The following is a 22,744-nucleotide window of genomic DNA, read 5'->3' as shown; positions in this document are numbered from 1 at the left end:
GTGCTTTTTCCTGCCCGGATGCCCCGGTGGCGGCCTATTCTGATCTCGCCCGAACACCGGTTGACAGTACGTCAAGGTGACCGATTCCATGCTCAGTTGTTCATGGAACCGACCCATCGGACCGCAGGGGGAGACTGCATGGCGCTGTTCGTGCTGCTGCTGATCGCGGTGGCGCTCGCCGGCGTGGGAGGCTTCGTCCTCGTCCGCCGCCGACGTGCCCTCGACACCGCCTCGGCGACCAAGGCGCTCGCCGCGGCGGCCGCCCGGCTCGCCGCCGGGAAATCGGAGCAGGCGCGGCGCCGGTACGCCCGGCTCGCCGAGCGGCTCGCCCTGGCGCCGCCGCACCTGCGGCCGCTGCGCGGCACCGCCCTGGTCGGCCTGGCCCTGTCCACCGACGCGCTCGGCGACCGGGCGGCCGCCCTCGGCCTGTGCCACGAGGCCTTCCCGCTGGTCGCCGTACCGGACACGCAGATCCCCCGCTGGGCCCTGCGCGGGCTCGCGGAGGCGGAGACCGCGGCCGGGCGGCCGGACCTCGCTCCCGTCCTCGCCTTCCTGCGCGCCGTCGACCGCGGCCCGGAGCCCGGCGAGGAGGCGGAGTCCGCCGCGCGCGTCCTCGACTGGCTGCAGCGCCGCTGCCGGGACGCCTCCGCCGCCGACCGCGACGGCGCCACCGCCGCCGCCCTGAAGGCACTCCCCGGACGGGACTGGCCGGTCCTGGCCAGGTCGGCGTTCCTGCGCGACGCCGGGCGGCCGGGCGAGGCCGAGGCCGTCCTGCTCGCCGCCGCACCCGGCGGCAGCGGCGAACTCTGGTTCCGCCACGGCGCCCACCTGCACGCCGCCGGGCGCAACGACGAGGCCGTCGAGGCCTTCGGCCGCGCCGTCCAGCGCGGCACCGGCGAGCCCTCGCCGTGGGCCCGCGGGGCCTCCCTGCGCGCCGAGGCGCTGCTCTTCCGCGGCCTCGCCCGGCAGTTCCTCGGCGACCACCCCGGCGCCGGCACCGACCTCGCGGACGCCGCCGCGGCCGCCCCCGCCGATCCCCGCCCCCACTACGCGCTGGGGCGGCTCGCCCTGCTGCTCGACCGGGACGACGAGGCGCACGGCCACTTCACCGCGGCCCAGGCCGCGCAGCCCGGCCACACCCCGTCCCGGCTCGGCCTCGCCCTGCTCCACGAACGGGCCGGCCGCCCCGCCGAGGCCGCCGCCGACTACCGGACGGCCCTGGAGGCGTACCCGCACTGGCAGCCCGCGAAGGTCCGGCTCGGCGCCGCCCTGCTCGCCGCCGGCCGCACCGGGGACGCCGCGCCGCTGCTCCGTGCCGAGGCCGAGGCCGGCCACCCGTGGAGCCCGGCCGCCGCCTTCCACCACGGTCTCGCCCTGGCCCGCAGCGGCGACCCCGACGGCGCCGTGGAGCGCTGGGAGCCGCTGCGCGACCCCGGCCTGCCCGCCCTGCCGACGCTGCTGTCCCTGCTCTCCACTCAGCGCGACCTGCTCGCCCGCCGCCTGCTGGACGCCGACCCCGGCGCGGCCCGCGCCCTGTGGCAGCAGGCCGTCCTCGACACCCCGGACGAGCCGGAGCTGCGCCGCTCGCTGCGCGAGGCCGCCCTCCGCGAGGCCGCCCACCTGCTGCTCACCCGCCGCGACGACCCGCAGGCGCTGGACGACGCCGCCAACGCCCTGGCCCTGGCCGGCTCCCCCGCCCCCGGCAAGGGCGGCCCGGCCGGCTCCGTCCGGGAGGGCAGACTGCGGGCCGCACTGGCCCTCGCCCAGGGCTCCGCGACCGGCCCGGACGCGCTGCCCGCCGACGCGGACGGCCCGCGGGACCTCTACCACCGGGCCGCGGGGGGCCTGCTGACGGGCCGCGCGGTCCGCACGGTCGCCCTGCTCGCACCGGTCGAGCCCGACCCGGCGGGCGACCCGGCCCTCGCCCAGCTGCGGGCCCTGCTCGCCGAACGGGCCGGCAACTGGACCGGTGCCCTCGACTGGTACCGCGGCCACCTGGCGAACCCCGCCGGCCCGGCCCCGGCCGCGGCCCTCGGGAGATGCCGCGCGGCCGCCGACGACGCCGCCTGCGACCGGACCGCCGAGGACGCCTGCGGCGGCTGCGGCCGGGAGGGCTGTGCCACGCACCTGTACCGCCCGGAGGGCGACGGCTCGCCGCGCTGCGGCCGCTGCGCCGAGCGGTCCCTGCTCGCGGTGCTGGACTGCGCCCTGCGGGCGGGTCTGCCGCAGGAGGGCGAGCGGACGCTCGCGGCATGGGCTGCCGTCCTGGGCGACAGCCCGGCCGGTACCGCGGTCCGCGCGGCCCTGTGCCTGCTGCAGGCCGACGACGACGACCTGGACGCCGCCCTCGCCGCCCTCCCCGCCGCCGCGCACCGGGCCCGCACCACGGTGCTCGTCCGGCGCGCCGCCCGCGCGGTCGGGGCGGGGCGGTTCGGGGACGCCGCCGGCGACCTGCGGGAGGCCGTCCGGCTGACCCCCGGGCACGCCCTCGCGGCCGAGGCCCTGGGGGTGCTCGCCGAGCACGAGGCGGCCCGCCACGCCGCCGAGGGCCGGTACCAGGAGGCCTGGGACTGCTACCACGCCCTGCTGCTCAAGGACCCGTCGCACCCGCGGCTGCTGCACGCGCTCGGCCTGGTGAGCTACCGCCTCGCGACCGCCGTCCCCGGCCAGGGCGTGCCCGCGCAGGGCGTGCCCGTGCAAGGCGTGCCCGCGCAGGGCGTGCCGGCCCCCGGCATTCCGGCGCAGCGCGGCCCCGTCGAGGCGCCGCACGTCGGTCCCACGGACCCGGACCGGGCCGACCGGGCCGACCTGTGGCACTGGGTCATCGGCTGCCTGGTCCCCTCCCTGCACCTGACCGACGTGTGGGACGCCGCCGCCCGGCTCACCGGCCGCGACGCCGAACCGCCGCGGGTCGCCGCCGCCCGCGCCGCGCTCACCGACCGGCTCCGCACCGACCTGCGGACGCTCGACCAGGCCGACGGCCGGAGCGGCGACGAGGTCGACGCCTGGACGGTCCGGCTCGGCATGGAGGTCCGCTGCGCCGAGGCCTTCACCGAGGACGAGCTCCTGATCGGCGGCCCCGACGGCGCCGGCCACCGGCTCGTCGTCGGCCCCTCCCTCGAACGGCTGCTGCGGACCTCGCCTCCCAGCAGCGAACTCGCTGCCTGGCAGGGTGCGTTCGAGTACGCGGTGCTGCCGTGGCGCAAGCCGGGCCCCTACGGGGTCCACCCGCTGACGCACGCCCTCGGCCTGTTCGACGAACTCGGTCCGCAGCGCTACCTGCTGCTCCAGGGCCGGCACGCCGCGGCGGTCTCCGCGCTGGAGACCGCGGAGGGCGCGGAGACCGACGAGTCCCGGCAGCTGCTGCTGCGCGAGGCCCTCACCAGCCAGGCCGCCGAGCACCACCGCCACCAGGAGTGGCGCGAGGCCCTGGAGTGCCTGACCCGGGCCGTGACCCTGCCCGGGCCCGCCCTCGGCGAGGAGCTCGCCGCGCTCGGCGCCGACGCCGGTCTGCGCGCCGCCCGTGCGCTGCTCAAGGAGCACGACGACGACCAGGCCGGCGCGGCCGCACTGCTGGAGCAGGCGCTCGCGCTCTCCCCCGGCCACCGCGAGGTCCTGGAGAACCTCGGCGCCGCGTACGCCCAGCAGGCCCGCAAGGTCAACAACGAGACGAAGGACTACCGGCACGCGCTGGTCCTGCTGCGCAAGGCGCTGGCCCTGGCCCCGGACGACCCGACGGCCCGCCACTTCCTGGAGGCCGCCATGCTCAACCGGGCCACCGAGGTCACCGCCCTCGGCCCCGACGGCGACCTGGTGGAGGCCACCGAGCTGTGGCGGGAGCTCACCGAACTCGGCGACGACCCCGACCACCGGACGGGCCTGGTGTACGTGCTCCAGCTCCGCTCGCTCACCGCCGCCCTCGACGAGCGGCGCACCGAGGCCCTCGCGCTGATGACGGAGGCCCTGGCGGCCGACGCGGACTTCGACGGCGACGCGGCCGCCGAGGCCCCGCGCCGGGTGTCGGTGGTGCTGGCCAACCACGTGCTGGAGAAGTACCAGGACCGTCCGTTCAACGAGCGGGCGTCGATGCTGCGGCGCGCCCAGACGTACGACGACTCCGCCGAGATGCGGGCGGTGATCGTCAACGTGTGGCGCAGCGAGGCGGCGACGGACTTCGAGGCCGACCGGTTCACGGATGCCGCCACGCTGCTGGAGCAGGCCCTGCAGATGGCCGGTCCGGCGGACGCCAAGGCCAACATCCGCAAGGAGCTGGGCGTCGTCTACGGTGCCCACGCCGTCCGCCAGGCCAACGCCCGGCGGTTCACGGAGGCCCGGAAGCTGATCGGCAAGGCCGTCGCGCGGGACCCGGACGACTCCGGCCTGCGCAGCCTCAAGTACCGGATCGACCGCCTGCACTGACGGGTCCGGGCGGCCCCCGGACCGCCGCCCCGACCCCTGGGCGCCGCCCCGCGCACGTTCCGACGACCGTCCGAAGACCCCGAAGCCGAAACCGCCCGACGCCGAAGCCGTTCTGCAGCCCGTCTGCAGCCGGAGGAGAAGAGACCGCCGCCATGCCCCTGCACGAACCGTCGCCGTACGAGGTCCTGGGCATCCCGCCCACCGCGGGCGTGCGCGAGATCAACCTCGCGGTGGGCCCGGCCATGCGGCAGGGCCGCTACAGCCGCCAGCAGATCCAGGACGCGGCGGCGCTGCTGCGCAACCCCGACCGCCGCCTGGAGCTGGACATCCAGCAGCCGCTGCCGCCCGAACCGGTCGACGGGGTGGCCGAGTTGCTCCGCCCGGTACTGGAGGAACCGCTGCTGGTCGTGGACCGGCCGCCGGTGACACCGGCGGCGCTGCTGGTCGTCCGCCGCGAGGAACTCGCCGCCGACTTCGCGGAGCCCGCCCCCGCCTCCACCGCCGCCGAACCGCCCGTGCCGGCGCAGTTCGCCGCCGACCTGTCGGTGCTGCCGCCGATCGAGATCCCGGAGTGAACGCCATGACGACCCAGGAATCCGGCACCCCGGTGCCGACCGCCGAGCCGCTGGAGGTGCCGCAGCGGGCCCTCGACGTCGACCTGGCGCAGGCGTTCAGCCAGTTGCTCTTCCGGGCGTCACTGCTGCAGCGGCTGCGCGACGACGAGGCGCGCGCCGCCCGGGCCGCGCAGCGCGACCTGCTGGGCCTGCTGGTCGACGTGGACGACGCCCTGGCCGCGCTGAGCCTGGACCCGGAGCTGGTGCGGCTGGGCCGCACCTCCGGCATCGAGGCGACCCGGCGCCGACTGCTCGGCAAGCTGGCCAAGGCGGGGGTGCGCCCGATGCGGCTGGAGGGGATGGCCGCCGATCCGGGCCTGTCCGAGATCGTCGGCACCGAGGCCCGTACGGGGCTGGAGCCGGAGACGGTCGTCCAGAGCGTGGTCACCGGCTTCTTCTGGAACGACGAGGTGCTGCGCCGGGCGCAGGTGGTGGTCGCCACCGCTCCCCCGCCGACGTCCGCGGAGGTGCCGGGGACCGCCGCGGGCGCCGTGGACCCCACGGAAACCGCAGGCGCCGCAGGCACCGCAAGCGCCGTGACCGCCGAGACCGGCCCGAACCACGAGGGCGCCGAGCAGACGGCGGCCCGAGAGGCTCCGGCCGCCCCCGCGGGCACCGGCAGGGCCGCCGCCGGGGGCAGGAACCGCAAGAACTGGTCGAGGTCCTCGCGGGCCAAGCGACGCAAGCGCTAGACACACAGGGGACAAGAGGGGAACGACATGTACCGCACTCTCGGTATCGACCTGGGCACCACCAACTCCGTGGTGGCCCAACTGCGCCGGGGCGAGCCGGAGATCGTCATCAACATGCAGAACCAGGAGGGCACGCCCTCGGTGGTCGGCCGCGGCCGGAAGGGCGAGCTGCTGGTCGGGTCGAACGCGCGGAGCCGGCTCGCCCTCGACGGCGAGAACGTGATCCGGTCGGTCAAGCGGTTCATGGGCCGCAAGTTCCGTGACCCGCAGGTGCAGGCGGCGCTCGACGAGGTCGACTACAAGGTGACGGCGGGCACCGACGGTGACGTGAACGTCTGGTTCGACGGCCGCTCGTACACGCCGATCGAGATCTCGGCGATGATCCTGCACCGGCTGAAGGAGGACGCCGAGCAGCGTCTCGGCGAGCCCTTGCACCGGGCCGTCATCACGGTGCCCGCGTACTTCAGCGAACGCCAGGTCGCGGCGACCCGGGAGGCCGGCCGGATGGCGGGTCTGCACGTGCTGCGGGTGATCAACGAGCCGACCGCCGCCGCCCTCGCCTACGGGATGACGATCGAGGCCGGTGACGAGGGGCGCACCGTCCTGGTCTACGACCTGGGCGGCGGCACCTTCGACATCTCGATCCTGCTGCTGGTGCCCGGCTCGGTGTCGGTGCTCGGCATCGAGGGCGACAACCTGCTCGGCGGCGACGACTTCGACCGCGCCATCGCGACGGCACTGCTGGAGGACATCCGGGAGGAGTTCGGCTCGGACTACCAGCCGGACCGGCGGGACCGGCCGCGGATCGCCTCGGCCGCCGAGGTGGCCAAGATCGAACTGTCCAACCAGCAGACGTCGGAGGTCGTCCTTGCGGGCCTCGGGACGGGCCAGCTGGACCTGGAGACGGTGTTCGAGCGGCCCCGGTTCGAGGAGCTGATCGAGGCCCGGATCGAGCGGACCATCGAGCTGACCCACAAGGCGATCATGCAGGCCAACCTGACCGTCGGCGACATCGACGAGGTGCTGCTGGTCGGCGGCTCGACGTCGATCCCGCTGGTGGCACGGCGGTTGGGCGAGGTCTTCGGACCGAAGCGGATCCGGCGCGGCGTCAACCCGATGCAGTGCGTGGCGCTGGGCGCGGCCGTGCAGTCGGCCCTGGTGGCCGAGGTGGAGTGCCCGGAGTGCCGGACGCCCGCCGAACTGTCCGCGGACTCGTGCGCCGAGTGCTCGACCTCGCTGCTGGGCGGCGCCCGGGTGACCTGCACCGGCTGTCACCTGCCGGTGGACACCGCGGCCGGCGCCTGCCCCAAGTGCGGGCAGCAGCTGGAGGCCGAGGCCGCCGCACCCGTCGCGGCGGCCGTCTCCCAGACCCGCGACTGCGCGCGCTGCGGCACCCCGGCGGCGGCCGGGGCCACCGCCTGCAGCCTCTGCGGGGAGTCGCTCGCCGACGCCGGGGGCGGCGCGGCCGAGGCGGCGGCCGCGGCGGCACAGGACATCGGCCTGCGCTGCGGCGGCTGCAGCACGGTGAACCCGCCCGGCACCGAGGTCTGCCCGTCCTGCGGCCAGCTGATGCAGGTGACCAACCCCTTCGACATCACGCCGAAGGACCTGGGCATCGAACTCAACGACGGCCGCCTGGCGGTGATCATGCCGAAGGGCTCCAACTACCCCACGACCGCCCCGGTCAGCCGGGAGTTCGTCGTCTCCGGCGGCGGGCAGCAGCGCCTCGAAGTGGCGGTGTACGAGGGCGAGCAGCCGATCGCCCAGCAGAACGAGCTGATGGGCCACGTCACCCTGCGGCTGCCCGCCGGGCTGGGCGGCCGGATCCCGGTCGAGGTGTCGTTCGGCCTCGACAACGACCGCACGATCACCCTGTCGGTGCGGATCCAGGGCGGCGAGCAGCGGACGGTCAAGTTCGGCCGCAACCAGCTCGACCCGGAGCGCAAGGTCCAGGTCGAGGAGCAGCAGCGGCAGATCGAGAGCTTCACCGACCGCTGGGCGAACGAGCTGACCGAGGCCGAACTGCGCGAGACGCAGCGGATGATGGACACCCTCGACGACATGGCCGGCGGCCGGACGGGTGGCGAGTCGGTGGACGCGGCGCTGGAACGGGCGCAGTTCCTGCTGAACGCGCAGCGCTGGGTGCGCAGCACCGAGGCGTACCTGAGCCTGTTCATCCTGTACTGCGAGAAGCACCTGGACGTGGGCGACCTGGGCCGGCTGCGGGCGGTCGCGGCCGAGCTGCGGCAGCGCCGCGAGGCCGCGGACTGGGACGGTGCGATGGCGGCGGCCGCCGCCGCGGACGAGCTGTGCGACTCGTTGGGCCACACCTTCCGGATGCTGACGATGTGCAACATCTACGTCAGCCAGAACATGGTGTCGGCGGCGCTCGGCCAGCGGATCCTGGCGGAGCTGCGCGGGCTGGACTCCGCCGTGGAGTCGGCCAACATGGAGGCGGCGAACCGTCACAACTCGGCGCTGCTGGGCCTGTACGCGCAGGCGCAGCGCGAGATGGGCAACGACAGCATGCCGGAGCAGGTCGGGCCGGTCCGTCCCGAGGAGGTCGATCCCCGATGACGGCCGTAGCGCCCATCGAGGTGCCGTGTCCGCAGTGCGCGGTGCCCGCGGACGCGGAGAGCCTGCGCTGCCCGTCCTGCCGGGAGGACCTCGCGGCACTGGTCCGCCTGCGGTACGCGGGGCGGATCGACTACAACGAGGCGCTGGAGCACGTCCGTGCCGGGGAGGACGCCGCCGCCCGGGTGCTGCTGCAGCGCGCGGTGGCCCAGGAGCCCGGCCTGCGCCCGGCTCTGGACCTCCTCGCCGAGGTCACCGCCCGCCTCGGCACGCCGACCGGCTGAGAACGACCGAGGCGCACCCCAGGGGCCCCGCACCGACCGACGGTGCGGGGCCCTGCGCGGAACGGACTCCCTCCCGGGGTGGCCCCGGCGGTCGTCCTTGGTGGAAGATCCTCGCCGTGCGAGGAGAAGGGGGCGACGGGGCGACGACAACCCCAGGGCCTGTCTTCAAAAGGAGCACGGGTACCTCAGGGGGCGCGTGGGGCACCTCCCGAGTGCCCGCCGAGACAACCCCCTACCCATGGGTGGCGGGCAGCCAGCCCTGGACGGTGGGGAGGACCTGCTCGGCGATCCGCAGCAGCGCCCCCTCGTCCGGCGGCTCGTCGTCCTGGCGCCAGATGGAGAACTCGACGGTGTCGGCGCCCTCGTCCGGGCCGATGGCGACCGCGAGGTTCAGGGCGGTGCCGCCGGTGCCCGTGCTGCTCTTCCCGCCCTTGAGGACCAGGGCCAGGGTGGTGCTGCGGTAGCGCGCCGCGGGGTGGCCCAGCACCGTCGCCGGCTCGGCGCGCAGGCTCGCGAGGCCGGCGATGTCCCGTACCGACAGATCGTGGTTGTGGGAGATGCGGACCATCACCGGCCCGACCTGCACCTGGGCGGAGGCGTCGAACTCGGTCGTCCCGTCCCAGTAGGTGGTCGGGCCGCCGCCGGACTGCGCGACCGAGACGTGCTCCGTCGGCGCACCGAGCAGCGCCGGCAGGTCGCGGCGGTTGAGCGCGGCGCACAGGGCCGGGTACTCGGGCGAGTCGGTGGCCTTCGGCGGGTTGCACACGGCAGGCTTGCCCGCGGCGACAGGCGCCGGGGTGCCGGAGAACAGGCCCGCCCCCCCACATCGCGCCGAGCACTCCCCCGGCCAGCACCAACGCTGCGGAAGCCTGGCCCACCGCACCGGGCCGCCTCCGACCACCCGGACCTTCCGGCCCGGCCGCCCCCGGACGTGCCACGGTGTCGGACTCCATGCGTCTCCCCCTCCTCCGCACCGAACCCGGCCCCGTTGATCACCGGGCGGGCTGCGTCACCCTACTCGCCCGCCCTGCTCGTGCACGGGGAATCGTCCGTCCGCACCGATCTCCCCAGGGGCTCGGGGTGGCGCTGCCGCGCAGATCAAGCAGCACTCGACCAAGACCGCTCCTGGAGGTGACCGAGTACTGCGGCGGATGCGTCCCGCGGGAAGGCGTCGACTCCAGCCGGCGAGTCCGGCCCCACCTCGCTGACGGGCCGTCTCCTGTCCTTGAGAGCAATCCGCAGCTGTCGTGGGTCGTCAGCCGGCGACTTCGCCTCGGCGGGTGGGCGGTCCGTGCGGGCCGGGTGTGCCGGTTACCCGCTGGGGGCGGGTAACCGGCCGGTGTTCAGGAGACATTGAGGGTGATGTCGTCGAGGACGAAGGAGGTCTGCTTGGTGTAGTCCTCGGCGCCGGTGAACTTGAGGGTGACGGCCTGGCCGGCGTAGGCGGCGAGGTTGAAGGTCCGCTGCTGGTAGCCGGCGGCGGCGTTGAGGTTGGAGTAGGTGGCCAGGGTGGTGCCGTTGGCGGTGACCGTCAGCTTGTCGTAGGCGGTGGTCGTCGAGGACGCGCTGTCGATGTGGAGCCAGAAGGCGAGGGTGTAGCCGGTGCAGCCGGTCGGCAGGGTCACCGTCTGGGCGAGGGTGTCGGTGTTGGTGGTGCCGTAGCCGTCCAGCCAGGCGTCGTAGCTGCCGGAGTGCGGCGGCTCGCCGGCGCTGCTGTTGATGGTGGAGGCGCCGCCGCTGTTGGTCTCGGTCCAGGACGAGGTGGAGCCGGTCTCGAAGCCGGGGTTGGCGATCAGCTGGGCGGCCGTGCAGCCGGATCCGCCCGCGGGGTTGACCGTCCAGGTGAAGGCCGCCGAGGAGGACGGGCCGGTGGAGTCGGTCGCGGTGGCGGTGACGGTGGACGTGCCGGTGCCGGTCGGCGTGCCGCTGATCAGGCCGGTGGCGGAGTTGAGGGTGAGGCCGGCGGGCAGGCCGGTGGCGGTGTAGCTCAGGGTGCCGCCGGCGGTGTCGGTGGCGGAGAGCTGGAGGCTGGTCGCGGTGCCGGCGGTGGCGGTGCGGGCGCCCGGGTTGGTGAGGGTGACGGTGCCGGTGCTGCTGCCGCTGCCCTGGGCGAGCCAGGCGGTGGCGTTGAGGGCGAGGGCGGCGTCGGTGCCTGCGGGGTCGTTCCAGCCGTCGTACAGGGTGTTGCCGGACTGGCCGGTGCCGTCGTCGACGGGCGAGCTGTCGCCCCAGATCGCGACCCGGCCGCTGCCGAAGGCGGAGGTCGCGAAGAAGGCGCCGGTGGTGCCGCTGTAGCCGCTGCGGTAGACGAGGCCCTTGACCGCCGGGTTGTCGGCGGGCTTGAGGGTGAAGGTGGTGCCGTTGCGGATGATGGAGCCGGTGACCGTACCGAAGGCGCCGTTCAGCACCGGGTCGGTGGTGTCGGCGACGGCGCGCGGGTTCTCGTTGGCGATGTTCAGCAGGTCGACGGAGAACCCGAACGGGTCGGTGCTGTCGACGCTGTTGGTGGTCATCAGGTCGTTGATGATCGCCGGGGAGTCCCAGCCGTCGTTGTTGCGGTCGCTGACGGTGTGGTCGGAGATCAGGAACAGGCCGCCGCCGTGCTGGACGAACGTCATCACGGCGGTCTTCTCGGCGTCGGTGAGCCGGATGTTGGGCTCGGGCAGCACGAACTCGTCGAAGTTGGCGAGGTCGAGCGCGCCGCCGGTGCCGTAGGTGATGGCGGACCCGGCGGGGAGGGTCTTCAGGCTGTATCGGCCGGTCTTCTGGAGGGCCATGCCCCAGGCGGAGAGGGCGCCCGTCCACGAGGTCTCGGTGGTGGGGTCGGCGTTCTGGCCGAGCGGGTCGGGCTGGCTGGTGGAGATGATCCAGTCGGCGTTGCCGGCGGTCTCGGCCTTGCTGTTGTCGAACAGGATCCGCTTCGGGGTGCTCGCCGCGGCGGCGGTCCCGGCGGCCACGGTCCCGGCGGCCGGGGTCGAGGTGGCCGCGGTCTCGGCCGCGGTCTCGGCCGCTGCGGCCCGGTGCGGCACGGCGCCCGCACCGGCGAGGACGACCAGCGCGGCGGCGGCGAGGGCCAGCGGGCGGGCGGTGTTCATGGATCTGATCACGGGTCAGCACTCCTCGTGCCAGGGAGGTAACGGCTGGTGCGCGCTACGCGCGTAGGCGCGGTCTCACGGTGTCATGTCCGGGTGATCGCAGCTTGAACGGAACACGTCGCGTCGACGCCCTGCGGGATCCCGGAAGGAGCGGTGCTCCCCCGCCGCGGCGCGCTCCGCCGACGGGGATCTTCTCGTCCGGTCGGCGCGCCTGGTGGATGTGGAACCTGGGCCTGTGGCAGATGTGGGCGGCACGGCCGACCGTCCCGAGGAGTCTCGATGCGACCACCCGTCTCCCATGACCTGCCGCGGTACCGGGCGTGGCAGGTGCTGCTGTGGATGCTCGTGCCGGTGGCCGTCGCGCTCGGCGTCTACTGGTACGGCCGCACCCTCACGCCCGACTACACCAGCGGCCTGTTCGGCCGGGAGGGCGACGACGCCACCCGGCTGAAGGCCCGACTGGGCAGCGCGCTGTTCGGCCTGGCACTGGTCCAGCTGCTCCTCGCGCTGTGGATGTACGGACGGCTGCCGGGCGCGCCCCGCCCGGCACCGCGGCCCGTCCCGCCCGTCCACCGGGTGGCCGGGCTGCTCGCCTTCCTGCTCTCGCTGCCGATCGCCCAGCACTGCCTGGTCACCTACGGGGTGCAGCTGAACAGCCCCCGGGTGGCACTGCACTCGATCACCGGTTGCGTACTGTACGGCGCGTTCGCGGCCAAGGTGATCGTGGTGCGCAACCGCCGGCTGCCCGGCTGGATGCTGCCGCTCGCCGGGGGCGTGCTGGTCTGCGCGATCGGCCTGCTCTGGTACACGGGCGCGCTCTGGTACCTCAACGGCTACGGGGCCCCCGGCCTGTGATCACCGGCGGATCTCCCGAACCCGATCGTGCACCGGTGAACGCCGGCCCCCTGCGCCACGTACTGGAGGGTGCACGACTCGCCCGGCCGCCACCCCGGGGCCGGAGGTCCGCCGAAAGGAGAGTCGACCATGCGACGTCTCATCTGGGCGGCGGCGCTGCTGCCCGCCCTCGCCCTGGGAGCCGCGGCCTGCGGCAGCAGCGGCGGCGGCTCGAAGTCCGCCGCGGCACCGGCCAACGCCTACCCGCCGGCCTCCGCCTCGCCCACTCCGGGGCCGCAGTCCTCGGGCCGGTCCGGCGCCACCGGCACCACGGTCGTGGTGCACGACTCGGGCCTCGGGAAGATCCTGACCGACGGTCAGGGGCGCACGCTGTACCTCTTCGAGAAGGACAGCCCGTCGATGTCCGCCTGCGACGGCGCCTGTGCCGTCGCGTGGCCGCCGCTGACCACCACCGGCGCCCCGCAGCCGGGCACCGGGGTCAACGCCGCCGACCTGGGCACCATCACCCGGGCCGACCACCGCACCGAGGTCACCTACCACGGCCACCCGCTCTACTACTACGCCGGCGACCACAAGCCCGGTGACACGACGGGCGAGGGCTCCAAGGCGTTCGGCGCCGGCTGGTACGTCCTCAACGCCAGCGGCAACAAGATCGACAACGACTGAGCTCCCGGCCACGCGCAGCGGCGCGGCCGATCCGCGGTGACCGTCCCCGCGGTCCGGCGGATCCACCCGGCCGGATCCGCCCGCCCCGCGCCTCCCGGCGCCCCGGCAGCCCGGCAGCCACGGCCTGCCCGCCGGCCTTGCTGTCGCCGCACTCGCACTGGCCGGCGCCGCCCTCGGACCGGCCCCCTCGGCGACGGCGGCGCTGCCGGACGTCCAACTGATCGTCAACGGGGGCTTCGACTCGTACCCGTGGATCTGGGACTGCGAGCCGACCACCTCGCACGGCACCGTCCCGCACGAGCACTACGTCTCGGGCCGGCCGACCGCCGACAGCTACGCGGGCTGCACCCAGCGGGTCCGGGTGCAGCCGAACTCCGACTACACGCTGACCGCCTCGGTGCGCGGCCCGTACGTGTTCGTCGGCGCGTCCGGCACCGGCACGGAGACGGTCGCCACGTGGTCGGACCAGAGCGACTGGAACGGGCTGTCGGTGCGCGTGACCACGGGGGCGGACACCACCGAGCTGACCGTGTCCGTCCACGGCTGGTACGGGCAGGGGCCCTACGACGTGCGGTGGATGTCCTTCACCGGGCCCGGCGTCGCCCCGGACCCGTGCGGCGGGTCCGGGACGGTCCCGCAGACTCCGAGCGGCGGCCCGGCCTCCCCGTCGCCGTCCCCCGGCTGCATGCGCACCTACCTGCCCTGACGGCCCGTCGGCCGCCCCTCCCCGACCCGGGACGCCCGTGCCGCCGAGGCCGGGTCCGGGGCGGGGCGACCGTCCACCAGCACGCCGCGCAACCGAGCAGCGGACCGGCCGGGAACACGCTGCGCAACCGGGGGAACGGTGAGCGAGGAGCGCAGATGACAGGCCGGGCGGGCAGGCGCATGGTGGAGCCAGGGGTGTCGTACGCCACCACGGGAGGTGCCCAGGATGAAGCCTGCGCCGGGGAGCGAGCCCCTCCCTCGGCCCGGGGCGATCCGGAGCCAGATCAGCCCGGCCCTCGAACCGGGCGCCGCAGGTCTCCGCGGCCGGGTGGTGCCGATCGACGACCAGGACCGCAGCCCGGTGCTGGTCGAGGTGGACCTCACCCGGGACGCGGACACCGAGCAGACCCGGACGGCCTTCCTCGCCCTGTACCAGCAGGTCTTCCCCGGCCGGCCGCAGCCGGTCCGGGTCGCCGCGAGCTACCTGCGCTGCCTGCTCAGCCCGGACGAGATCGAGCTGCTGCTGCAGCGCGACCAGGGGTCCGCCCGGCCGACCGTGTTCCGGGTCTGGCCGGACTACACGATGGACGCGCACATCGACCGCTCGGTCTCCACCATCAAGGCCGACGCCGTCGCCCGCTGCTACGCCTCCTCCGGTCTGGGCGTCGTCTGGGCGGTCATGGACAGCGGCATCGACGAGCACCACCCGCACTTCGCCGGCGGCACCCTGCAGGGCCAGGTCGCCGAGCTGCACCGGGACTTCACGGCCCTGGTGCCCGACGGCCCGGACGGGACGCCGGAGCAGCCGCTCACCGACCCCGGCGGCCACGGCACCCACGTGGCCGGGATCATCGCGGGCGGTCTGCCGCCGGACAGCACCCCGCTGATCACCAACCTGAAGATGATCGGCGGCTTACCCGTCCGGAAGTCCCGCGAGCTCGCCGAGGGCCGCTCACTGCGCGGCATCGCCCCGCTCGCCCGGCTGGTCAGCCTCAAGGTGCTGGCCCGGCGCGGCGATGCGCTGGTCACCTCGTCCAGCGCGGTGATCGAGGCGCTGTACTACCTGCGGGAGAAGGTGAACACCGGCGGGCGGCTGCTGGTGGTGCACGGCGTCAACCTCAGCCTCGGCTGTCCGTGGGACGCCGGCGAGTACGCCTGCGGCCAGAGCCCGGTCTGCCGGGAGGTCAACCTGCTGGCGGCCAGCGGCGTGGTGGTCGTGGTGAGCGCGGGCAACGGCGGCTTCGGCACCCGGGTGCCGGGCGAGGACGGCAGCGACACCCGCGGGGTGCTGGCGTCGATCACCGATCCCGGCAACGCCGACGGCGCGATCACCGTCGGCTCCACCCACCGGGACCGTCCGCACGAGTACGGCGTCACCTACAACTCCTCGAAGGGGCCGACCCTGGACGGCCGGCTGAAGCCGGACCTGCTGGCCCCCGGCGAGCGGATCACCTCCTGCGCCACCGGCGCCCTGCGCGGCGACGTGACGGCGCTGCTCCCGGCGGGTGCCGACCCGGCGGCCGTACCGGTCTACGCGGAGCAGAGCGGCACCTCGATGGCGGCCCCGCACGTCTCCGGTGCCGTCGCCGCCTTCCTCTCCGTCCGGCCGGAGTTCATCGGCCGCCCGCGCGAGATCAAGGAGTTGTTCTGCGCGAACGCCACCTCGCTCGGCCGCGACCGCTACCTGGAGGGTCACGGCCTGCTCGACCTGATGCGCGTGATGTCCGACGTCTAGACCGGAGGAGATGACTCGAACATGGCTGCACCGATCGCCGGGCTCCCGCACTGGGAGGTCCGGTTCGACAAGGACGGGCAGCTGCTGGACGACGACGGCCTGGTGGCCGCACTGCCCGGGAGCGGTGTACGGGAGCTGTTCGTCTTCTCGCACGGCTGGAACAACTCGGAGACGGCCGCCCGCGCCCTCTACCAGTACACCTTCGGCGAACTCGCCGACCAGATCGACTCGTTCGCCCCGTCCTGGCACGGGAAGGCGGGCGCGGTCGGGGTGTTCTGGCCCTCGCTGCTCTTCCCCGAGGACGCCCCCGACACCCCGTCCACCCCCTCCTCCCCGGCCGAGCTGGCCGCCGCGCTCGCGCCCGCCTTCGCACCGGCGGAGCAGGCCAAACTGGCCGAGATCACCACGCTGCTGGAGCAGCAGCCCGAGGACGCCGACCAGTTGACGAACTGCCACCGGCTGATCGGCGGGCTGGTCACCTCCCCGCCGCTGGCCGCCGAGGACCAGGGGCAGCAGGCGGTGCTGGAGAAGCCCACCGGCGAGGTGTTCAGTGCGCTGGCCGGGCTGGCCAGCGAGCAGGGCGACGCCCAGGGCTTTCCGAACCCGTTCAAGGTGCTCTGGCACGGCGCCCGGGAGGCGCTGCGCACCGCCAGCTACTACGAGATGAAGAACCGCGGCGGTGTGGTCGGCAAGGACGGTCTCGGCCCGCTGCTCGGCCGGTGCGCGGGCAACGGCCTGCGGGTGCACCTGATGGGGCACAGCTTCGGTGCCCGGCTGGTGTCGTTCGCCCTGCCCGGCCTGCCGGAGGGCGTCGGCAGCCCGGTCGCCTCCGTGCTGCTGATCCAGGGCGCCTTCTCGCACTTCAGCTTCGCCGCGCCGATCCCGGTGAGCGCCGACCGCAACGGCTTCCTGGCCCCGTACTTCGACCGGGTCGCCGGGCCTCTGCAATCCATCTTCTCGATCGGCGACCGGGCCGTCGGCTGGTGGTACCCGGCGGCGTCGATGCTCAACAACGAGGACGACCAGGCCGCCTCCGACCTGACCTACCGCTGGGGCGGGATGGGCCACGACGGGTTCCAGCAGGGCGGCGCCGAGCAGTTCGACCTGAAGCCCGCCGGTGAGCCGTACCCGCTGCAGTCCGGGCGGTTCTACCGGCTGCGCGGCGACGACGTCATCAAGGCGGACCTGTCGCCGTTCGCCGGGGCGCACAGCGACATCCAGCATCCCGAGGTGGTCTGGGCCGCACTCGCCGGCGCCACCGCGGGGGTGGACCTGGCGGCCTGACGCACCGGCCGACCCGCACCGGAACCGGAGCCCGACCCACCCCGCGGGACCGCGGGACCGTTTCAGCAGCCCGTCCCGGGCGGAGCGGGCACCGGCGGACCGCTCAGCGGGACATCGCGCGGGCGAGGGCGGTCATGGCGGTGCGGGTCTTGGACTCCGGGCGGTCGGAGACGCGCAGGCCGCGGTCCCGCAGCGTCCGGACGAGCAGCTCCTGCGCGGCGGAGGCCTCCGCGGGGCCGGTGCGGACGGAGAGTTCGAGGAAGCCGAGCCCCTGGTCGGCGACCGTCCAGAGTTCGGCGGTGACCGGGTGGATCAGGTCCCGCAGCGAGGGCTTCCACTGGACGGAGTCGATGGGGCCGAGCGCCACCAGGTCCTTCAGCCGGTCGCCGCCGAAGCCCGCTCGGTCGAGCAGGTCGCGTTGCTCGTCGGTCAGTTCGGGCTGGCTGGACTGCCCGTCGTCGGTGGTCGGCCGGCCGTAGTCGCCGTCCACCTTCAGCGAGGCGGCCCAGACGCGGTTGCGGCCGGTCCAGTCCTCCTCGATCTTGAATTCCCACTCCTCCTGTTCCTGCGGCGTCCGCCAACCGGCGGGAAGCCGGTCGGGGTCGCAGGGGCGGAGCTTCACCGTCAGATCATCCTTGTCCGACTTCCTGGTCTTCCGCAGACGGATCACCAGGCCGTCGTCCAGCAGCGGCAACTCGACGCCGCCGTCGCTGCGGCGCGGACCGTCCCAGAAGTGGACGGTGCGGTGCCTCCCGTCCTCGGGGTCCAGCTCCAGCGTCCCGCAGGCCTCCGCGGCCGCCTCGCCGGACACGGTGACCTTGATCTCGACGTCCGCGTTCTCGACAGTGTGCGCCATGCGTCCCTTATCGCGTCCGGACCCCGGCCGCGCGATCACCGCCACCACGGGTTGCGGACGCGCCACACGATCGGGCGGAGGGTGCGCCGCCGGCCGGGTGAAGGAACCGCGGGCCGCTCCGGCAGGCGCAGGCCGCACGGGCGGACCGACGGAGTCCCCGCGATCCGGAACGCCGCGGCGCCGGAGGCCGTCCTACCGGGCGGGCCGCCGAACCGGCGGCCGCCGGACACCATCGGCCGCGCGGCGCCCGCGCGGTCCCACAGGGGCATGCATGGACCTCTCCTTCGGGCTTCGACCGGAGCCGTACGACCTCGGGCCCGATCCCGACCTCGCGACGTGGCTCGCCGAGCTGGGGGCGTCGCGGCACCGCGTCGTCCACCTCGGGCCCGACGACGGCCGCAGCCACGGGCAGCTCTGCTGGGACGTGCTGGAGCCCACCGGTCTGCTCGCGGTGCACTGCCGGGACTGCCGGCACGGCCACGGCGGGCCCCGCGACCCCGCGCGGATGGACGCGGCCCTCAAGATCGGGATCCCGTCCGGGGAGATCGTCCCGTGGACCGCGGCCACGCTCCTGCGCGACCTCGTGTACCGCACCGGCGAAGGCGGCCTGCGGCCCGTCGCGGAGGCGGTCGCCCGGGGCCTCGTCGACCTGCTCGGGCCCGGCGCCGACTGGCGGGCCAACGGCTACGCCGCCTACCGGGAGGGTGCCACGGGCAACGTCCACTGGGCGCCGGTCAGCGAGGCCACCTTCGACGCGGCGGTCGTCGGCATCGGCAACGGCCACGCGGTGGTGGTCGTCGCCACCGGTGAGGACTGACGCCTGCCCCCTCCCGCCGGCCGACCGGTCCGGCTCCCGGTCAGGGCCCGGGCGGCCGCGGAGCGCCGGGGACACCGGTCAGTGGGCGGCGTCGAGCCCGGCCCGCTGGTCGGCCGTCAGGGTGAGGTCGACGGCGGCCAGGCTCTCGTCCAGCTGGGCCACCGAGGAGGCACCGACCAGCGGGACGACCGGGACCTCGCCGCCGATCAGCCAGGCCAGCACCACCTGGTTGACGGTGGCTCCGGTCTCGGCCGCCACCGCGGTCAGCGCGGCCCGCCGGGCGGGGGTGCCGGCGTGGTCGAAGGCCGCACCGAGCGGCTTGTCCGCCCGGACGTAGCCGCCGCCGAGCAGCGGCGAGTACGCCACCAGGGCGAGCGAGGGGTTCTCCCGGACGTAGGCGAGCAGGTCGCCCGCAACCGCGCCCTGGTCGCCGTCGGGGCTCAGCGCGCCCGGCAGGTCGGCCCGACGGCGGAAGTAGCTGTGGCTGTACTGGAGCACCTCGTACCCGGGCAGCCCGGCCGCCGCCGCGAGGTTGCGGGCCCGCTCGATCCGCCAGCTCCAGTGGTTGCTGACGCCCAGCAGGCCCACGGACCCTTCGTCCACCAGTACGCCGAAGGCCTCGACCGTCTCGGCCAGCGGCACCCGGGTGTCCTCGATGTGCGCGTACAGCAGGTCGAGCTTCTCGACGCCGAGCCGCTGCCGGCTCCGCTCGGACTGCTCCCTGATGATCTCGGCCGACAGTCCCTCGCCGTTCTCCACGTAGCCCGTGCCGGGCGCGAGCGGCCGGGCGCCGAGCTTGGTGGCGATCACCACCTCGTCGGTGATGCCCCGGCTGCGGCGCCAGCGGCCGAGGAGCTCCTCGCTCGCGCCGCCCTGGCTGCCGTCGAGCCAGTAGGCGTAGTTGTTGGCGGTGTCGATGAACGTACCGCCGGCCTCGACGTAGCGGTCCAGCACGGCGAACGAGGTGGCCTCGTCGGTCAGCGTTCCCATCAGCATGGCGCCGAGGCTGAGCACACTGACCTCGCGGCGGGTCTTCGGGTCGGTGCCGATCGTGCGGTACTGCATGCCGGTTCTCCTCCCACGGACCGCCGACTGCGGCCCGCGGGCGACAGTTTGGTTGCTGGAGTGCACTCGAAGTCAAATGGTCCAGACCTCCGGCCCGGGACGGCGCGCCCCCGCACGGGAACGGGCCGCCGCATGCCGGGCGGGCCTGGCCACGGGATGCGACGGCGCGGCGCGCGCCTCAGTCGCCGTCGCCGCCCGACCGCTTCGGGTGCCCGCCACGGCCCGCGTCGAGCTGTCGCAGCACTTCGCCCGCGACGGGCGTCACGGCCGCGACGGCGCGGACCCCGCGCGGCGAGCCGCGTGCGGCCCACACCACGCAGACCGCCCCGGCGGCGGCGAGCACCAGCAGACCGAGCAGGACCGCTCCGGCCATGTTCCCTCCCCATGATCTTCCGACGGCCCGGTGATCGTCCCAGAGCGGCGACGGCATCCGCCACCGTCCTGCCGCTCGACCTTCGGCCCGTCCCGCTCCCGTCCCGGGAATTGAGCACGGGCACTCAGGCCGCGCCCCGCCGGCGTTCCGGATCATGGTGGCGACGGTCGACCGTAAGGGACGGAGCACCTGGGGCCCCACGGGGTGTGACCCCCGCGTCCGCCCGGGGGTCGGTTCGGGTGGGCCGGACGGCGACACGCTCAACGCCCCGGCCGGCCGGGCCCTCCGGGCATCCGCGACCTCCCGGTGGCCGCACGGACCGCGGCCGCCGCACCCCCACCGAACCAGCAGACCTCGAACGCCACCCGGGCCGCCCCGTGCAGCGGGTGGTCGGCCGTGGGTGCCGCGAACCACCCCCACAGCAGGGCGAGTCCGGCCACCGCCGCCGCGGCGGCGACCAGCCGCACGGCGCGCCGGCCGGGCCTGCGCCACGCCCACCAGCCGGCCGCCGCGTAGACGGCCAGCTCGGCGCCGAACGCCAGGACGTCGACCGCCGTCACCCCGTTCACCGGGCCACCCACCAGGCGGAGACCAGGTGCAGCACCGCGAACGCGCCGGCCCCGAAGCCCATGCCGAGGCTGCGCTGCCGGAAGCCGATCGCCGAGTCCCCCATCTGCGCCAGACCGGACACCAGCAGCATCGGCCAGGCCGCCGCCGCGCCGCCCGCGGTCACCGCCACCGCGGTCGCCACCCCCAGGGGCACCGCCCGCGCGGCGTACGCCCGGGCGTACACGTGCGTCCCGACCGTGACCGGCTCGCCCTCGGGCAGCCCCAGGCCCGGACGCAGCACCCCCGCCACGCTCGATCCCGCGCTCACCAGTGCGGCCAGTGCGTTGACCGCCGACAGAACGCCCATTCCGACTCCCCCTGAATCATTCGAGCTTCGAACGATATGAGGACGGTACCATTCTCGTCATGAGCGATGTCAAGGGAGCGGCGGCACTGCGCGCCACGATCGTCTTCAACCTGGGCACCCTCGGCGCCCTGGCGTCCGACCGATTCGCCGACCGGGTCGAGGAACTCGGACTCAAGCCCAAGCACGCCGGCCTGCTGGCCGCACTCGACGCCGGATCCGCCGCCTCGCAGCAGGAGCTGGCCACCCGCCTCGGCGTCGCCCCCAGCCTGATCGTGGCGCTCGCCGACCAGCTCCAGGAACTCGGCGCGGTCGAACGCGTCCGCGACCCGGAGGACCGCCGCCGCCAGGTCCTCACCCTCACCACCGAGGGCCGACGGCTGCTCGCCCGCTGCGCGGAGGCCGCCGAGGCCGCGGACGCCGAACTGACCGCGGGGCTCACCGAACCGCAGCGCACCGCACTCACCCGCGGCCTGCGCACGCTCGGCGAACAGCACGTCCCGCGCTAGGAGTTGCCCTCAACGGGCACTCGGGTGGTCGATTCAGGGGCGCTGGGGGCACCTCCATGGGGCATCCGCGCACCCTTGAAGACATGCCCTAGGAGTTGGGCGCACCACAGAAGGCGCCCGCACGTGCACGTTCCGTGCCGCGGGCTCAGGCGAGGGCGGCGACCAGCAGGGTGAAGGCGCCGATGAGGACGGCGACGCGGACGTAGTGGTAGCGGTCCCAGCGGTCCCCCTGCTCCTCCCAGTCCTCGGGCCGGTTCTCGCCGGTCCAGGTCTTGCTCCGGTTGTTGATCGGGACGAGCAGCAGGAGCGACATCACCACGCTGACGATCAGCAGTGCGGCGGCGGCGACGACCAGGCCGACGCCCTGGTGGTGCCGTCCGGCGACGGCCCAGACGACGCCGAGGACGAGCGAGCCGATGTACCAGACGGGCATCACGGCGCCGAGCATCCGGCCCCCGTGGGCGCGGCCCAGCACCCGGCCCTCCTCGGGAAGCGCCTTGAAGATCGGGTTCATGACGAAGGCGACGGAGAACTCCACCCCCACCATCAGGCCGACGGCCACGGTGGTGAAGACCTCGAGCGCATTGAGCATGACGACTCCTCCTGGTATCTAGCATTGCTAGCCGATGAGGCAACGCTAGTACTACTGCCGCTCGATTGTCTAGCGATGCTAGGATCGAGGCATGTCGGTACAGCAGCGCAAGGAACGCGAACGGGCGGACCGCGAACGCCTCATCGTGGCCACGGCCCGTGAACTCGCCGAGCAGCAGGGGTGGGACGCGGTCACCACCCGTCGGCTCGCCGAGCGCATCGAGTACAGCCAGCCCGTCCTCTACAGCCATTTCCGCGGCAAGCGCGAGATCATCGGCGCCGTCGCCCTCGACGGTGCCGCCGAGATGGCCGTGGCGGTGCGGGCCGCGGCGGCCGCCGCGGACGGCCCGCGCGCGCGGGTCGCCGCTCTCGCCCGTGCCTACCTCGCCTTCGCCGAGCGCAACCCGGCGGTCTACGACGCCCTGTTCCAGCTCGACGGCGGTCTGGCGTACGCGCAGGAGGACACCCCGGAGCCGCTGAAGGACGCCTTCGCCGCGCTGATGGAGACCCTGGGAGAGGTCGCCGGGGACGGCGTCCAGCCGGGGCTGTTCACCGAGGTGTTCTGGGCGTCGCTGCACGGCATCGCGACCCTGACCCGGGCCGGCCGGCTGCTGCCGGAGGACGCCGAGCGGAGGGTGGACCTGCTGGTGGACCGGCTCGCCGTCGTCTGACCCACCGTCCCGGCGGGACGGCGGCC

Annotated in this window: 21 protein-coding genes; 13 read left to right on the top strand and 8 right to left on the bottom strand. The window is 74.6% G+C overall.

Going from position 1 to position 22,744, the window contains the following annotated elements; all coding sequences use genetic code 11:
• Nucleotides 1–138: 138 nt before the first annotated feature.
• From AB0442_RS11575 to AB0442_RS11555, 5 genes are all read left to right on the top strand, one after another.
• Complete coding sequence (locus tag AB0442_RS11575) at nt 139–4,419, top strand: tetratricopeptide repeat protein (RefSeq protein ID WP_366162291.1); 4,281 nt, start codon at nt 139–141, stop codon at nt 4,417–4,419.
• A 152-nt stretch (nt 4,420–4,571) separates the two neighbouring features.
• Nucleotides 4,572–4,994: a hypothetical protein gene (locus AB0442_RS11570; RefSeq protein WP_366162289.1), complete on the top strand. Its 423-nt coding sequence runs from the start codon at nt 4,572–4,574 to the stop codon at nt 4,992–4,994.
• A 5-nt stretch (nt 4,995–4,999) separates the two neighbouring features.
• Complete coding sequence (gene grpE, locus AB0442_RS11565; RefSeq protein ID WP_366162287.1) at nt 5,000–5,725, top strand: nucleotide exchange factor GrpE; 726 nt, start codon at nt 5,000–5,002, stop codon at nt 5,723–5,725.
• Nucleotides 5,726–5,752: 27 nt separating this feature from the next.
• A complete protein-coding gene (locus AB0442_RS11560; RefSeq protein WP_366162285.1) occupies nt 5,753–8,302 on the top strand; it encodes an Hsp70 family protein in 2,550 nt (849 codons plus the stop codon).
• A complete protein-coding gene (locus tag AB0442_RS11555; RefSeq protein ID WP_366162284.1) occupies nt 8,299–8,583 on the top strand; it encodes a hypothetical protein in 285 nt (94 codons plus the stop codon). Before AB0442_RS11560 ends, AB0442_RS11555 begins: the two co-directional genes overlap by 4 nt.
• 232 nt (nt 8,584–8,815) lie before the next feature.
• On the opposite strand, the gene AB0442_RS11550 is transcribed toward AB0442_RS11555, so the two are convergent.
• On the bottom strand, nt 8,816–9,466 hold the full coding sequence (locus AB0442_RS11550) for a DUF6215 domain-containing protein (protein WP_366162282.1): 651 nt from the start codon (nt 9,464–9,466) through the stop codon (nt 8,816–8,818).
• Between the two features lie 460 nt (nt 9,467–9,926).
• Nucleotides 9,927–11,690 carry a putative Ig domain-containing protein gene (locus tag AB0442_RS11545; RefSeq protein WP_366162280.1) on the bottom strand — a complete coding sequence of 588 codons (1,764 nt, stop codon included), beginning with the start codon at nt 11,688–11,690 and terminating at the stop codon, nt 9,927–9,929.
• 267 nt (nt 11,691–11,957) lie between these two features.
• Here AB0442_RS11545 and AB0442_RS11540 point away from each other — a divergent pair, with 267 nt between their 5' ends.
• From AB0442_RS11540 to AB0442_RS11520, 5 genes are all read left to right on the top strand, one after another.
• A complete protein-coding gene (locus AB0442_RS11540) occupies nt 11,958–12,533 on the top strand; it encodes a DUF6529 family protein (protein WP_366162279.1) in 576 nt (191 codons plus the stop codon).
• Nucleotides 12,534–12,662: 129 nt separating this feature from the next.
• Nucleotides 12,663–13,199 (top strand): hypothetical protein, encoded by a 537-nt coding sequence (locus AB0442_RS11535; RefSeq protein ID WP_366162277.1) that lies wholly within the window; start codon nt 12,663–12,665, stop codon nt 13,197–13,199.
• Between the two features lie 361 nt (nt 13,200–13,560).
• Complete coding sequence (locus AB0442_RS11530) at nt 13,561–13,905, top strand: hypothetical protein (RefSeq protein ID WP_366162275.1); 345 nt, start codon at nt 13,561–13,563, stop codon at nt 13,903–13,905.
• 225 nt (nt 13,906–14,130) lie between these two features.
• Nucleotides 14,131–15,639 carry a S8 family peptidase gene (locus tag AB0442_RS11525; protein ID WP_366162273.1) on the top strand — a complete coding sequence of 503 codons (1,509 nt, stop codon included), beginning with the start codon at nt 14,131–14,133 and terminating at the stop codon, nt 15,637–15,639.
• Between the two features lie 21 nt (nt 15,640–15,660).
• Nucleotides 15,661–16,923, top strand: a complete 1,263-nt coding sequence (locus AB0442_RS11520) for a serine-threonine protein kinase (protein WP_366162271.1) — start codon at nt 15,661–15,663, stop codon at nt 16,921–16,923.
• Between the two features lie 103 nt (nt 16,924–17,026).
• On the opposite strand, the gene AB0442_RS11515 is transcribed toward AB0442_RS11520, so the two are convergent.
• Entirely contained in the window at nt 17,027–17,779 is a 753-nt protein-coding gene (locus AB0442_RS11515) for a hypothetical protein (protein WP_366162269.1), read from the bottom strand.
• 271 nt (nt 17,780–18,050) lie between these two features.
• On the opposite strand from AB0442_RS11515, the gene AB0442_RS11510 reads away from it, so the two are divergent.
• Nucleotides 18,051–18,596: a hypothetical protein gene (locus AB0442_RS11510; RefSeq protein ID WP_366162267.1), complete on the top strand. Its 546-nt coding sequence runs from the start codon at nt 18,051–18,053 to the stop codon at nt 18,594–18,596.
• A 78-nt stretch (nt 18,597–18,674) separates the two neighbouring features.
• Here the strand turns inward: AB0442_RS11510 and AB0442_RS11505 are convergent, their stop codons facing one another.
• The 4 genes from AB0442_RS11505 to AB0442_RS11490 form a co-directional block, all read right to left on the bottom strand.
• A complete protein-coding gene (locus tag AB0442_RS11505) occupies nt 18,675–19,661 on the bottom strand; it encodes an aldo/keto reductase (protein WP_366162265.1) in 987 nt (328 codons plus the stop codon).
• A 178-nt stretch (nt 19,662–19,839) separates the two neighbouring features.
• Nucleotides 19,840–20,034, bottom strand: a complete 195-nt coding sequence (locus tag AB0442_RS11500) for a hypothetical protein (protein ID WP_366162263.1) — start codon at nt 20,032–20,034, stop codon at nt 19,840–19,842.
• Between the two features lie 260 nt (nt 20,035–20,294).
• On the bottom strand, nt 20,295–20,603 hold the full coding sequence (locus AB0442_RS11495; protein WP_366162261.1) for a DUF2568 domain-containing protein: 309 nt from the start codon (nt 20,601–20,603) through the stop codon (nt 20,295–20,297).
• Nucleotides 20,600–20,950 (bottom strand): hypothetical protein, encoded by a 351-nt coding sequence (locus AB0442_RS11490; RefSeq protein WP_366162259.1) that lies wholly within the window; start codon nt 20,948–20,950, stop codon nt 20,600–20,602. Before AB0442_RS11490 ends, AB0442_RS11495 begins: the two co-directional genes overlap by 4 nt.
• 59 nt (nt 20,951–21,009) lie before the next feature.
• Here AB0442_RS11490 and AB0442_RS11485 point away from each other — a divergent pair, with 59 nt between their 5' ends.
• Nucleotides 21,010–21,456, top strand: coding sequence for a MarR family winged helix-turn-helix transcriptional regulator (locus AB0442_RS11485; protein WP_359987697.1), 447 nt, complete (start codon nt 21,010–21,012; stop codon nt 21,454–21,456).
• A 145-nt stretch (nt 21,457–21,601) separates the two neighbouring features.
• On the opposite strand, the gene AB0442_RS11480 is transcribed toward AB0442_RS11485, so the two are convergent.
• Nucleotides 21,602–22,048 (bottom strand): DUF1772 domain-containing protein, encoded by a 447-nt coding sequence (locus AB0442_RS11480; RefSeq protein WP_366162257.1) that lies wholly within the window; start codon nt 22,046–22,048, stop codon nt 21,602–21,604.
• 91 nt (nt 22,049–22,139) lie between these two features.
• Between AB0442_RS11480 and AB0442_RS11475 the strand changes: the two genes are divergently transcribed.
• Nucleotides 22,140–22,718, top strand: a complete 579-nt coding sequence (locus AB0442_RS11475) for a TetR/AcrR family transcriptional regulator (protein ID WP_366162255.1) — start codon at nt 22,140–22,142, stop codon at nt 22,716–22,718.
• Nucleotides 22,719–22,744 lie beyond the last annotated feature (26 nt).

The organism is Kitasatospora sp. NPDC085895 (assembly GCF_040702125.1).
Lineage (GTDB): Bacteria > Actinomycetota > Actinomycetes > Streptomycetales > Streptomycetaceae > Kitasatospora > Kitasatospora arboriphila.
Note: the sequence above shows the minus strand (reverse complement) of the source record. Positions and strands in the feature narration are given on the sequence as shown.